Origin of the sequence: Knoellia subterranea KCTC 19937, from assembly GCF_000768685.1 — a bacterium.
In the GTDB taxonomy this organism is placed as follows: Bacteria; Actinomycetota; Actinomycetes; order Actinomycetales; family Dermatophilaceae; genus Knoellia; species Knoellia subterranea.
In genome coordinates, this window is record NZ_AVPK01000017.1 from 1 (window position 1) to 13,739 (window position 13,739).

At 69.1% G+C, this 13,739-nt stretch carries 10 protein-coding genes; 9 read left to right on the forward strand and 1 reads right to left on the reverse strand.

The window, feature by feature from the left end; genetic code table 11:
• Positions 1–192 precede the first annotated feature (192 nt).
• The gene (locus N803_RS16755; protein ID WP_156969841.1) at positions 193–1,167 is read left to right on the forward strand and encodes a hypothetical protein; all 975 of its coding nucleotides are present in this window, start codon (positions 193–195) and stop codon (positions 1,165–1,167) included.
• Positions 1,168–1,281: 114 nt separating this feature from the next.
• Here the strand turns inward: N803_RS16755 and N803_RS16760 are convergent, their stop codons facing one another.
• Positions 1,282–1,497 (reverse strand): biotin/lipoyl-binding carrier protein, encoded by a 216-nt coding sequence (locus N803_RS16760; RefSeq protein WP_035907483.1) that lies wholly within the window; start codon positions 1,495–1,497, stop codon positions 1,282–1,284.
• A gap of 149 nt (positions 1,498–1,646) precedes the next feature.
• Here N803_RS16760 and N803_RS17750 point away from each other — a divergent pair, with 149 nt between their 5' ends.
• The 8 genes from N803_RS17750 (at position 1,647) to N803_RS16800 (ending at position 13,739) form a co-directional block, all read left to right on the forward strand.
• The gene (locus N803_RS17750; RefSeq protein ID WP_052112423.1) at positions 1,647–2,375 is read left to right on the forward strand and encodes a zinc ribbon domain-containing protein; all 729 of its coding nucleotides are present in this window, start codon (positions 1,647–1,649) and stop codon (positions 2,373–2,375) included.
• Positions 2,376–2,548: 173 nt separating this feature from the next.
• Positions 2,549–3,805 (forward strand): glycosyltransferase family 4 protein, encoded by a 1,257-nt coding sequence (locus N803_RS16770; RefSeq protein WP_035907484.1) that lies wholly within the window; start codon positions 2,549–2,551, stop codon positions 3,803–3,805.
• Complete coding sequence (locus N803_RS16775) at positions 3,798–5,585, forward strand: glycosyltransferase family 4 protein (protein ID WP_035907485.1); 1,788 nt, start codon at positions 3,798–3,800, stop codon at positions 5,583–5,585. The genes N803_RS16770 and N803_RS16775 overlap by 8 nt, the downstream gene beginning before the upstream one ends.
• Positions 5,582–6,463, forward strand: a complete 882-nt coding sequence (locus N803_RS16780) for an ABC transporter permease (RefSeq protein WP_052112424.1) — start codon at positions 5,582–5,584, stop codon at positions 6,461–6,463. The genes N803_RS16775 and N803_RS16780 overlap by 4 nt, the downstream gene beginning before the upstream one ends.
• A complete protein-coding gene (locus tag N803_RS16785) occupies positions 6,456–7,379 on the forward strand; it encodes an ABC transporter ATP-binding protein (protein WP_052112425.1) in 924 nt (307 codons plus the stop codon). The genes N803_RS16780 and N803_RS16785 overlap by 8 nt, the downstream gene beginning before the upstream one ends.
• Positions 7,380–7,387: 8 nt before the next feature.
• Complete coding sequence (gene wecB / locus N803_RS16790) at positions 7,388–8,536, forward strand: non-hydrolyzing UDP-N-acetylglucosamine 2-epimerase (RefSeq protein ID WP_035907486.1); 1,149 nt, start codon at positions 7,388–7,390, stop codon at positions 8,534–8,536.
• A 49-nt stretch (positions 8,537–8,585) separates the two neighbouring features.
• The gene (locus N803_RS16795; RefSeq protein ID WP_035907487.1) at positions 8,586–11,654 is read left to right on the forward strand and encodes a hypothetical protein; all 3,069 of its coding nucleotides are present in this window, start codon (positions 8,586–8,588) and stop codon (positions 11,652–11,654) included.
• Between the two features lie 57 nt (positions 11,655–11,711).
• Positions 11,712–13,739, forward strand: coding sequence for a DUF6270 domain-containing protein (locus N803_RS16800; protein WP_156969842.1), 2,028 nt, complete (start codon positions 11,712–11,714; stop codon positions 13,737–13,739).

Below are 13,739 nucleotides of genomic sequence, written 5' to 3' on the forward strand. Positions count from 1 at the left end.
GGTGCCCTACTGGGACGGGCTCGTCGTTGTCCACAGGTGAGGTAACGACTTGATCCTGTCCACAGATCGGGAATCTGGGGCTGTTGGCGGGTGCGGGGTGCCGTCCAGCGTTGCCTCGTGAATTCCCTCGAACACCTCCCCCAACCCTTCGCACGGTCCGATGTCCTTGCCGCCGACCTGTCTCCTCGGCACGTGAGTCGTGCCGTTGCGTCCGGCACGTTGTGCGTTGTCGCGAACCGCCTGTATGCCGTCCGCGAGTTCTGGGAGGTCCAGGCCGCCTGGGTGCAACATCGGCTTCTCACAGAAGCCGCGGTGCGGCTGACCAAGGATGCGATCGTGAGCCATGCCAGCGACGCGGCCCTGCGTGGCTGGCCCCATCCCACGCATCCTCCGACGAGGGTGACGATGACGTTGATGGGTGATGAGCGAACGCTCCGGGCAGACAGTTGGCGGCGTTTCGTGAGGGCGGCGACGCCCTACGCGCACGTGGAGATCCGGGACGGTGTGCCCCGCATGATCCCCGCTCGCACGGTGCTTGATTGCGCGCGTCAGCTCCATCCACGTGACGGATTGGCGATCGCCGACGGCGCGCTCCGCAGCGGCAAGGTCAGCTACGCGGACCTGCTTGCAATGCGCCGATTCCAGCGCCGCTGGCCCGGGGTGACACGATCCAACGACATCCTCATGCTGGCCGACGGGCGGCGAGAGAACTGGCTCGAATCGGCCTCTGCGTGGGCGGCGCACCGATGGGGGATGCCGATCGGAGTGCCGCAGGTGAACGTCCTCGACCCCGACGGCCGGCTCGTGGGCCGACCAGATGCCCTGTGGGCGGAGGAGGGTGTAGTCGGCGAGGCGGACGGGGTCCAGAAGTATCTCCTCGACGGCGCGACCCCGGACGCCGTGCAGGCCCGCCTCGACCAGGAGAAGGTGCGGGAGGAGGGCTTCACCGAACTCGGCCTTCAGGTGGTGCGGTGGGCTCCGCGCGATGCCATCGATGGCGACGAGATCCAGTCACGGTTCATGGCTGTCGCCGACCGGAGCGGTCGTGTTCAGGCGCAGTTCATGTGCAGCTGCTGCGATCGACCGCTGGCCGACTGCGCGGTGGAGGAGCACTTACGAGGGTGGCGCCGGTTGTTGACCGAGGAGTTCGCGCGGAAGGTGTGGTGACTCGTCAACTCCTCGTGTCCTGTTGGGGCACGAAGTCGGGTTTCGGCCGTGTCCTGTTGGGGCACGAAGTTGGGTTTCGACCGTGTCCTGTTGGGGCACGAAGTCGGGTGGACGTCAGGCGATGATGGCGAGGATGTCGCCCTCCTGGACGACGTCGCCGACCTCGACCTTGACCTCGACGACGGTGCCCGCGTGCTCGGTGAGGACGGGGATCTCCATCTTCATCGACTCGAGCAGCACGATCTCCGCACCGACGTCGACGTAGTCACCCGCGCTCACGGCGATGGACAGGACGTTGGCGACGAGGTCGGAGACGACGTGGTGCGGCATGCCCCGACCGTATCGACTACGCGTCGGTAACCAGACTTTCCCGTGTGTATGCCGTCGCTCCCGTCTCGCGGACAGGTGACGGTTCGTGCCCTTAGGGTGCCCGCCGTTAGTGTGGAAAGTCGTTGTGCCCCTGCCAGAAGGACCAGACCATGGACTGCCGCACGTGCGGAGCAGACCTGCCACCCCACGCCGCCTATTGCGCGACGTGCGGTGCGCGGGTCGAGCTCGGGTCGGTCCTCGGTGTCGGCACGGACCTTCCGCCCAGGCGGGTTGCCGAGTCGCCGGCAGCGGCGGTGCAGCGCGCGGAAGCGAGCGGGACGGCATACGCCGAGCAGTTCGGTGACCATCAGCATGAGCCGCAGCGCCCCGGGCACTCGCGCAGCAGCATCCTCGCGATGATCGCGACCTTCGTCGTCCTCACGCTCATCGGCACGTTCGCGCTCACGCGCATCGTCGGTTCGGACAGCCCTGAACCCGCAGCATCGGTGACGCCCACGACGGCGATGGAGGGGGAGGAGTCGCCGTCGACGGAGGCGTCGTCCAGCGCGGCGGGCACGGAGTCGGCGACCCCGGAGTCCCCGTCAACCTCACCGACCTCGCCGAGCGCGACGTCGGGTGCGATTCCGGCCGGTGCCCGCAAGTGCTCGACGAGTGGGGACGACTCCGTGGCGACGGCCTACGCCGGGACGGATCGCACGTCGTGCGAGTTCGCGGCGTCGGTTCGTGAGGCCTATCGCGCGGCGGGGACGCCCGACGCGGCGACGACGCTGCGGGCCTACAGCCCGGTGACGAAGAAGTGGTACTCCCTCTCCTGCGACGGCGGAGCCCCCGTCCGGTGCACCTCGACGACGAATGCGGTCGTCCTGCTCTCGCCCTGACGAGCTGACGCACGTCGGGGGGTGTGGGGTGACGGCAAGTGGTCGGCGCATTCGGTGGCGCGGGCGGCTGTTGGCTAGGGTGGCGGGGTGTCCCGGGGAGTCAGCGTGTCCGGCGCCGTTGTCGCGATCGTGACCGGCGCGGGTGCGACATTTCCCCCGGAGCCCGCACGCCGGTGAAGATCCTCCTGCTCACCCACTACTACGCTCCCGAGCCGGGCGCCGCGCAGCACCGTTGGTCGATGTTCGTCCGCGAGTTCGCCGCGGCCGGGGACTCGATCCACGTCATCGCCCCGGCGCCGCACTATCCGCTGGGGCGGCTGCTGCCGGGACAGGAGCACCTGTCTGCCGGGGCGGTGCACACCGGCGAGCACGGCGAGACCGTCCACCGCGTCGCCTTCCGGCCCTACGACGCCCGCGTGCGTTCGCGGATGGCCGACGAGGCCACGACCGCACGCGACGCCGTCCGCACCGTGAAGCGTGGCCTCGGTGACTGGCGGCCCGATGTCCTCGTCGCCACGGTTCCGTCGCTGGCGATGATCTGGGCCGGCGGTTGGGCGGCCCGAGCTCTCGGCGTTCCCCTCGTCCTCGACCTCCGCGACGCCTGGCCCGACCTGCTCGTCGTCGCCCAGCAGTGGGACGAGCACGGCCCCTCGGGCATGCGCGGTCGCATCCACGGTGCCGTCCGGGGTGCCCTCAGTGGGGTCGGGTCGGCGCTCACGCGCGAGCAGCGACGGGCCGATGCCGTCGTGACCACGACCGAGTCGTTCGCCGACGTCCTGCGCTCGCGGGGCATGAAGTCGGTCCACGTCGTCCGCAACGCAGCGCACGACGTGCCGGGCTATCCGCAGCACGCGCCGCGTCGCACCGAGGACGAACCCCTGCACATCCTGTATGCCGGGACGATCGGTCGCGCTCACGGGCTCGGCGCCGCGGTGCGCGCCGCCGCCCTCGCGCAGGAGCGCGGGGTGAACCTCGTCCTGCGCTTCGTGGGTCACGGGGCCGACCGGGCCCACCTCGAGGAGCTGGCCGAGCAGCTGCACGCTCCGGTGGAGTTCCACCAGCCGGTGCCTCGCACACGGATGGGGGAGTACTACTCGTGGGCCGACACGGTGCTCGTCAGCCTCCGTCCCTGGCAGGCCCTCGAGCTGGCCGTGCCGTCCAAGCTCTACGAAGTGATGAATCTCGGGCTGCACGTGTCGGCGGCGCTCGACGGTGAGGCCGCCCGCATCGTCGAGGCGACGGGGGCCGGGGCGATCACTCCGCCCGGTGACGTCGAGGCCCTCGCGTCCTCGTGGGAACGGCTCCACCTCGACCGTTCCCTGCTCCACGTCGGCGAGGCCGGTCGGGAGTGGGGTCGCCAGCACGCCGACGTGAAGCAACTCGCTGCGGACTATCGCAGCCTGATGGGATCGGTGATCGACCGTGGCTGACGCTTCACCCGGCGCGCGCGCCCGCACCCTCCTCGGCAACCTGCGGGTCGTCGCGACCGTGGCCGCCCAGGGGCTCGAGGACGATCCCGTGCGCCTGGCCCTGCTCGGCGCCCGGCGCCTCCCGTCGACGTGGCGTGGACCCCTGGCCGACGGGCTCGGAGCGATCGGCCGCCGCACCGGGCGGGTCTCACCGCAGGTGCTCGGACTCTTCCTCGCCGACCACGCCGACGAGGCCCGGGACCTCCTCGACTCGGGCGACGGTCCCGCCGACGGACTGCTCGGGCGTGAGCTCGCGGTCCAGCTCGACGCCGAACTGCCCGACGACCTCCCGCCCCGAGCTGCAGCCCGGGCCCGGTGGCAGCGCGGCAACGTCTCTGCTGCACTCGCGATCCTCGAGAAGGCGGGTTCGCGCTCGCGTGCCGCCCGACGTCACCACGCCCGGCTCACGTCCGAGCTCGAGGTCCTCACGCCCGGCCACGCGATCAGCATCCCGCCGCGTCCCGCGCCGGACAGCACCTCTGCCCGGCGGGGCGTCAGCACCGACCTGGCAGCTCACCGGGTCCTGCACCTGTTGACGAACTCGCTGCCCTGGACGCAGTCCGGCTACGCCTTGCGCTCGCACTCGATCCTGCGCGCCCAGCTCGCCACCGGCACCGCCGCCGAGGCGGTCACCCGACTCGGCTACCCGGTGACCGTGGGGAGGCCGTGGGCCAGCCCGGTCGACGTCGTCGACGACGTGACCTATCACCGGCTCCTCCCGGCACGGCACGCCACCACACCCGGTGGCCGCCTCGCCCAGACCGCCGAGCTCCTCGCCGACCACGCCGAGCGGTTCGGTGCCGACGTGCTCCACACGACGACGCACTTCCCCAACGCCCTCGTCACCCGCGCCGCGGCGGAGGCGACCGGGCTGCCCTGGGTCTACGAGACCCGCGGACAACTGGAGAAGACCTGGGTCGCCAGCCGACCGGCATACCAGCGTGAGGAAGCCGCCGCGAGCGAAAGGTTCGCTCTCTGGCACGCCCGCGAGACCGAGCTGGCGCTCGCGGCCGACCACGTCGCCGTGCTCTCCGAGACGATGCGCGACGACCTGGCCGCGCGCGGCGTGCCGCGCGAGCGGATCACGGTGGTGCCGAACGCCGTCGACGACACCCTGCTCGATCCGTCGCTGCTGTGCACGCCGACGGAGGCGCGGGCGCGGCTCGGCCTGCCCGAGGACGGGGTGTGGGTCGGGACGGTGACGTCGGTCGTGGGCTACGAAGGGCTCGACTATCTCGTGCACGCCGTGGCGGAGCTGCGCGCCGGCGGACACGACGTCCGGTGCGCCATCGTCGGTGACGGCACGTCGCGGCCGGCGCTCCTCGAACTCGTGTCGTCACTCGGGCTGACCGACTCCGTCGTCATGCCGGGGCGGGTCCCGCGCGAGCGGGCCGCCGACTGGCACCGCGCGCTCGACATCTTCGCCGTGCCGCGGCGCGAGTCCGAGGTGACCCGCACGGTGACGCCGCTCAAGCCCATCGAGGCGATGGCGTTCGGCCGCCCGGTCGTTGCGAGCGATCTCCCCGCTCTCGCCGAGATCGTCGGCGCGCCCGGATCGGGGCTCCTCGCCGCACCGGACGACCCCTCCTCGCTGGCCGATAGAATTCGTGAGTTGTCCGACGACGCCGACCTGCGACGCACCCTCGGCGCACGGGGTCGGGAGTTCGCCGCAACCCGGACCTGGCAGGCCATGGCCGGTCGATACGCCACCATCTACGACGCCATTGGGAGGACGACGTGAGCGAACCCCGCCGCCGTTTCTCCGACGGTCCGGTCGTGGAGCGTGTCGACGTCAGCCGTCTCTCGCCGGTGGGTCGGCGCCCTTCTCTCGGGTCCTACATCGCGCAGCTCTGGGGGCGGCGTCACTTCATCTGGGCCGACTCGCGGGCGCGTGCCTTCGCCGGCAACCGCGACACGCTGCTCGGCCGGTTCTGGCTGGTGGGCAAGCCGATCCTCGACGGGGCGACCTATTTCCTCATCTTCGGGGTCATGCTCAACGCGTCGCGCGGTGTGGAGAACTACGTCGGGTTCCTCATCATCGGCGTCTTCATGTTCCAGTTCACCGCCAAGGCCCTGACGGGCGGCGCCGGTGCGATGGCGGCGGGCAAGAACATCATCCGGGCGTTCACCTTCCCCCGCGCATCGATCCCGTTGGCGCTGGTGCTGCGCGAGACGATCTCGATGCTCCCCGTCCTCGTGACGATGCTGGCGATGATCCTGCTCATCCCGCCGCACGCTCAGGTGTCGATCTACTGGTTGCTCTTCCCGGTCGTCTTCCTCCTCCAGGCGCTCTTCAACACGGGACTGACCCTGTATGCCGCTCGGCTGGCGAGCGCGATTCCGGACCTTCGTCTGGTGCTGGGTTTCGTGTCCCGCTTCTGGATGTACGGCTCGGGTGTCATGTATTCGATCGACCGCTTTGTCTCCCACCCCACGTTGCTGGCCGCGATGCAGCTCAACCCGGCCTATTGCGTCCTCGAGATCAGTCGAGATCTCCTGCTCTATGCGCGGATGCCCGACATGACGCTGTGGTTGACGCTCGGGGCGTGGGCCGTCATCACCCCGCTCTTCGGCTTCATCTACTTCTGGCACGGCGAGGAGGAGTACGGCCGTGAGTGAGTCACCGGACGACGCTCCCAAGAAGGGCATCGAGGTCCCGCTCGGCGAGCCGACCGTCAGCGTTCGCCGCCTGTCGGTGCACTACCGCGTCTCCAGTTCGGAGGTCGAGCGCGGGTGGGTCAGTCGTCGCGAGCGGCTCGCCCGCCGTCTCGGATGGAACCGCATCGTCACGGTCCGCGCCGTCAACGACGTGTCCTTCGTGGCGCGCGCCGGTGAGTCGATCGGCATCGTCGGACACAACGGCTCGGGCAAGAGCACGCTGCTCCGGGTCATTGCTGGCCTCGAGACGCCCACGACGGGGGACGTGCTCGCGACCTCGACGCCGACCTTCCTCGGGGTCAACGCCGCCCTCATGCCCGAGCTCTCGGGGATGGAGAACATCCGACTGGGACTTCTCGCGATGGGCCACACTCCGCGCGAGGTCCGCAAGATCGTTCCCGACGTCCTCCAACTCGCCGGGATCGGCGATGCCATCCACCGCCCGATGAAGACGTACTCCTCCGGAATGGGCGCACGTCTCCGGTTCGCCATCGCCGCCTCCGATCGCCCGGAGATCCTCCTCATCGACGAGGCGCTCGCCACCGGCGACGTCGCGTCGAAGGAGCGCAGCGAGGCCCGCATGGCCGAGATCCGCAGGCAGGCCGGCACGGTCTTTCTCGTGTCGCACGCGGCGCAGACCATCGAGGAGATGTGCACCAGGGCCATCTGGCTGCACCAGGGCGAGATGATCCTCGACGGCCCGGCCTACGAGGTCGCCCGCGCCTACCGGTGGTGGGCGTGGAACCTCGCCAAGGGTGAGGTCGCCAAGGCCAACGGTCTGCTCGAGGATGCCCGTGCCCAACTCCGGGCCACCGTGGTCCACCCCGAGGATCCCACCACCGACCGCCACATCTCCCGACACGCACACCCGAGCTGAGAGCCACCATGCCCAAACGCATCATGACCATCTATGGCACCCGGCCCGAGGCCATCAAGGTCGCTCCCGTCATCCGCGCCATCGAGGCCCACCCCGAGCTCGAGTCCATCACCGTCGTGACGGGTCAGCACCGCGAGATGCTCGACCAGGTCAACGAGATCTTCGGCATCGTCCCGGACCACGACCTCGACGTCTTCGCCCACGGGCAGACGCTCAACGGCCTCATGGCCAAGGTCTTCGACCGCCTCGACCCGGTGCTCGAGTCCGTGGCGCCGGATGCCGTCGTCGTCCAGGGGGACACGTCGACCGTGGCGGCCGCATCGATCGCGGCCTTCTATCGCCGCATCCCCGTCGTGCACGTCGAGGCCGGACTGCGCAGCGGTGACATCAACTCGCCCTTCCCGGAGGAGGCGAATCGCAAGCTGACGAGCCAGATCGCGGCCCTCCACCTCGCGCCGACATCGACCTCGTTCGACAACCTCGTGGGGGAGGCCATCGACCCGTCGACGATCGCGGTCACCGGCAACACCGTCATCGACGCGCTGCTCCACACCGTCCAACAGGAGATCCCGTACCACGACGACCGTCTGCTCGAGGCCGAGCAGGCCGGCCGTCCGATCGTTCTCGTCACGACCCACCGCCGCGAGAACTGGGGCGGCGCCATGGAGGGAGTCGGTCGTGCGCTGAAGCGGTTGGCGACGACGTACCCCGAGCACCTCTTCGTTCTCCCCGCACACCGCAACCCCATCGTGCGTGAGGCCGTGTTGCCGCAGATCGAGGGCCTGACGAACGTGCTCGTGACCGAGCCCCTGGCGTATGGCGAGTTCACCCGTCTCATGAAGGTCGCCACCATCGTCCTCACCGACTCCGGCGGCGTGCAGGAGGAGGCGCCGTCACTGGGCAAGCCCGTCCTCGTCATGCGCGAGAACACCGAACGGCCGGAAGCCGTCGAGGCCGGGACGGTCAAGCTCATCGGGACCGACGAGGAGCGGATCGTCGCGGAGGTGTCGCGACTCGTCGACGACCCCACGGCATACGCGGAAATGTCGAACGCCGTGAACCCCTACGGTGACGGCGAGGCGGCAGCCCGCTCCGTCGCCGCGATCGCCCACCTCTTTGGTCTGGGAGAGCGGCTGCCGGACTTCGCGGCGAAGTAGGCCGGTGTCACCAGCTCACCCTCTCCAGTTGCCGGGGCGGCGATGGTTGGTGGGGATCGTCGTCCTCGGCCTCGTTGTTGCCGGGTCCCTGACGGCGGCACTCACGCGCGACGGATCGACGCCCCGCGGCGGTCACGTGTCGGCACCGGCAGATCGTCGGCTTCCTCCGGCGCCGCTGTCTGCGCTGTCCGGAGGTTTCGAAGGACAGCGTGCCCTCGATGGCGGTTGGACGGCGCAGGTGCCACAGGGTGCACGGGTCGAACTCACGACGCGCGAGGCACGGCGCGGCCAGAAGTCCTTGGTCGTCGACGGGTCTCGGGCCACAGCGGGACCCACGCTCGTGGTGAGTCCTTCGCAACCGGCAACCGCCGGTCTTGAGTATGGCGCGGGCGCGTTCGCGCGTGTCACCACCGGACAGGCGTCCGTGCGCCTCGAGTTCCTCGACCACGCCGGCCGGCACGTCGGAACCCACCCGGCCGAGGCACAGGGTGCTTCGGGACTGTGGTCGCGCGCGACAGTGCGAGGGGTCGCGCCGGACGATGCTGCTCTCATGCGGGTCGTCCTCGTGACGGACTCTCGAGGTCGCACGTTGTGGGACGACATCGATCTCTGGACGAGTTTCCTCCCCGACGGCGGCTTCGAGGGTGAGGGAGAACCCCCCGGGTCCGCCCGCAACTGGTGGGTTTCCTCGGCCCGTGCTGGAGTGGTCGCCCGACGGGTCGCCGAGGGTGCGCGGACCGGGGTCGGCGCCCTCGAGCTCCGCGATGAATCGGCCTCGGCCCTGGCTGCCGCGACCTCACGACTCATGCCGATCTCGCAGGGCGGCGAGCTCGAGATCCGCGGCTGGGTCCGCGGCTCTGTGAGCGGGTCCAGTCTCGGGGTGAAGTGGTATGACGACTCACGCACGCTGCTGGCTGGCCCTGGGAGGAATGCCCTTTCGGCTCAAGCGACAGGCTGGACCGAACTCAGTCGTCGGATCGCCGTGCCGGATGGGGCCCGCTACGCACAGCTGGAGATCTCGACCTCCGCTCAGGGCAGGGGAGCAGGCGTCTGGGACGACCTGTCGATGCACCCCGTGGCTCCAGCGGAACGACCGGACGTCAGCGTGGAACCCGCTGCCGAAATGGAAGGCTTCGCCAACACGAAGAACTCTCTGGTGACAGTGGTCGACGGTGTGCCGAAGTTCTCGACGATGACGTCGGGCTCCCCAGCCGTGTTCCAGTTCGCCGATCTGCGGACCGGGAAGGTGGAGTTCACCCACGAGGTGCCGGGGATCCTCAACGGATGGGCGCTCGCGCACTCCCTCGACCATCGGACGATCTTCGTCGGAGGGAAGGGGACCGTCTGGCGGTTCGACACGCGAACCCACGCGTTCACGGACCTCGGCAAGGTGAGCCCGCGAGCCACCCATGTGTTCGACATGGTCACGGCCCCGGACGGCCGCATCTGGGGTGGCAGCTACCCGGGGGGTGATGTCTGGAGCCTCGACCCCCGAACGGGACGCATCACGCCGGCGGGCAGTGTGGGAAACGACAACGACTACGCAAAGACCTTGGCCGTCGACGACCGCTTCGTCTATGTGGGCACGGGCACGGTTCGGCCCAACATCGTGCAGATCTCCACGGCTGACACCCGGGTGCGCACACAGATCACGCCCCCAGCACGCGTGCGTTCGGGCTTCCTCACCAGCCTGCAGGTGCATGCTGGCATGTTGTCGGTGATGTTTCCGGATGGCACGCGCGGTCTCTTCGACACGTCGGCACGACGGTGGCTCGACACCGCGGCGCTCGCGAGCACCGGCAACCTGTTCCAGTCGCGATCAGAGGCGCCGCCCAGCTCGACGGCCTACTTCTTCCGGGACGACCGGCTGTGGGAGGCCACCATCGGTCCGGGCGGGATGGTCGAGAAGGCCTTGGCCACGGTGCCCATCCCGCGCAACGTCAACAGTGGCGTGGCGCGGGTCGACCTCGATGGGAGCGTGGCGGACTGGCTTCTGGCCTACGACTCACACACCACGGTCATCGCGGTGAAGATCGACGGCTCGGGGGCACCGGCGCGCGATGCGGATGGGAAGCTCCCGTCGGCCACCACCCGCGAGCTCACGATCCACCTCAAGCCGAACGCCCTGCGCATCAAGTCGCTCGGATCCGCCGACGGCACGGTCGTTGTCGGCGGTTATGGCGGTGCGAGCGTCTCCGTCCTCGATCCGGCCACCCTCGGGCGGCACGGCGCGCGGGGTCTGGAACAGGTCATCGGGGGAGCCACTACGCCGAAGTTCTTCGGCGAGATCGAGGGCATGGCTACGAACGGTCGCTATCAGTTCTTCGGCACCTATCCCAAGAGCCGCATCTTCCGGCGGGACATCACCAAGGCATGGGAGGGACGCACCAACCCGCGGATGCTGGCCGACCTGGGCGCGGAGACCGACGCTGACCGGCCCATCGCCTGGGCAGCCGCCGGGGCGCGGACGTACTTCGGCACGATCCCGGACTACGGCATCCGTGGGGGGACCATCGGGTGGTTCGAGGGGACGTCCTCGACTCCCGTGGTCGTCGAGCCGCCCGTCCCCGACCAGAGTGTCGTCGGACTGAGTGCAGGTGGGAGAAGGCTCTTCGGGTCGACGTCCCGCTGGGGAGGGCTCGGATCGCGACCGTCCGCCGGTCCTCCATCGGTCTTCGGCTACGACGTCGAAGGCAGGAAGCTCCAGTGGACCGTGACGCCGGACGCATCGGCACAGGCCATTGGTTCGGTCCTGTATGAGGACGGGCGTCTGTGGGCGGCATCGCGCAACCGTGTGTTCCAGTTGGACCCGACGACGGGTCGGACGATCCGAACCCTGCCCCTGGGAATCCCGGGCGACCCGTCCAGTGACGACCCCAGCACGGAGAACCCGGACGACGGCGATCCAGCGGGGGCCACCTTTGCGTCGACGACCATGGTCAGTCGGGGTGGGTACCTCTACATCGCTGCAGGTGGCCGCGTCATCCAGGTCGATCCCGGGACAGGGCAGACTCGGGTGGTGGCGAAGGACGGAGTGAGTCCAGCGAGGATCATCGCGGTGGGAGACGATCTCTTCTACCCGGCCACAACACTGTTGATGCGGGTGACGATCCGGTGACGGGTCGACCAGAAGTCAGGCAGGACTGTTGGAGTGATTGACGTGGACAACACCGGGATGGCATTGCCGCGTAGCGGTGACTACTCCCGCTATCTGCCGAAGGTCCGCAGCTGGCGAAGTGTGGACGCGTTCCTCGCTGCACCGGTGCAGGATTGGGACGCTGGCGTCCACATCATGCACGGTGGAGCCGACGGGGAGCACTTCGACGTCCTGATCGGTGGTCGCCTGTGGACCGTCCGTCCTCGTCGCTGCGTGCCCATCTTCCTCACAGGGGCAGTGTCGACCCGGCAAGGTGCGCAGGGGCCGTTCTTCTCGGGCGTCAAGATCGCCGGTGAGGTCGGAACTCCGTTCGTGGCGATCAGTGACCCCACCCTGCGCGCCAGCCCGGATCTGGACCTGGGCTGGTACACGGGATCGGTGGGTGCGGGCATCCAGCAAGCGCTCACGCGCCTGCTCGACGGCCTTGCCTCTCGCCTTGGTCGCGAGGTGCTTCTCATCGGGGGATCGGGAGGCGGATTCGCCAGTCTTGACCAGGCAACCCGGATGAGTGAGCCCGCATCGGCGTTGGTGTGGAATGCCCAGACCGACCTGTTGGACTACAGCCCCCCAGCCGTCGAGAAGTACCTGGCCGCCACGACCGCGACGTCTCGCGAAGTGGTGAGTGGATGGTCGCGAGAGGAGCGTTCGGCCCGTTTGCTGGCAGGCGGCATCGAGCACAGCGTGCGACGAGAGGCGCCGCCCGGGTCCGGGCGGCGGCGCGTCCTCTATCTCCAGAACGAGACCGATGACCATCTGGGCGAGCACGCACTCCCGTTCTTCGCCGCGACCGGCTGGCAGGAAGGACTCCGAGGTCGATGGCGCGACGACCGGGGCGGTGTCGCCGTCGTGGCACCCATGAGTCCGGGGCACGCGCCACCTCCGCGGGAAGTGCTGACGACCGCCCTTGGAGCACTGCTCGACTCACGAACTCCTGCGTCGGCTGTTGCGGACCACGTGGAGCAGAAGGGCCTCCTCGGATTGCCGGAAGATGCCTGGAAGGTGCGGACCTTCCTGGTCGGAAGTTGCGTCTCACGCGACACCTTTGCGTTCCTGGATCCCGAGGTCTTTGCGCTCAAGGGGTACATCGCCCGTCAGAGTCTCATCAGCGCCTTCTCGGACGGTGCACATCCACTGGGTGACACGAGCACCCTCGCCAGTCGATTCCAGCGACGCATGATCGAGGGCGATGCAGCGTCCTCTTTGCCCGAGGACGTGCGAGCGGCTGCCACCGAGGTCGACCTCGTGGTCTGGGACCTGTTCGACGAACGGCTCGGGGTGCATCGTCGCGGTCCGACCGGGTTCACCACGGACTCGGTGGAACTGCGTTCGCTGTTGGGTGGCGTGGCTCCCGCGGGGATCGAGCACGTTGCCTTCGGCACACCAGAGCACCATGCCTTGTTCGTGAAGGCGCTGGCGCCATGGCGTGAGTTGCTCGTCGAAACGAACCTGCTGGGGCGCACAGTGCTCGTCGCTCCGCGCTGGGCCGTCGAAGCCGATGACGGCGGGCTGACCCCGCGGAGCTTTGGCAGAACGGCAACGGAGGCCAACGCCCTCACCGAGCCCTATCTCAGGGCGGCTGTCGAAGTCCTCGGCGTTCCCGTGTTGGGGAGAGGTGGCCCTCTGCCACTGTCCGGATCCGAGCACCAGTGGGGCCCGGCGCCGTTCCACTACGACGACGCCACGTATGTGCGGCTCGCTGAGGAACTCGTCGCGGTCGCTCGACAGAAGCTGGGCGAGACCGCGGTCGATGGTCAGGGGGTGCGCGTTCCCAACAGAAGTGAGCGGGCAGCGCGGCGCAATGCACCGACCCTGCGCCTGTCTCGCAGTGGCGATGAATTGCGGGTGACGCTCTTGGGTGGGGACCCCAAAGCGTGGTCCGTCCAGCTCTTCCGTGACGATGAAAGGGTCGCGTCAACGGGGTGGCAGACGGACCGAGACCTCTACCTCCCGCTGGCCGGGGAGGGCCGCTACCGCGCCAGAGCTCACCTACTGGACCGCGACGGAGGGCGCAGTCCTGTGGTCAGCGGAGTGCTCACCGTCTCCTGA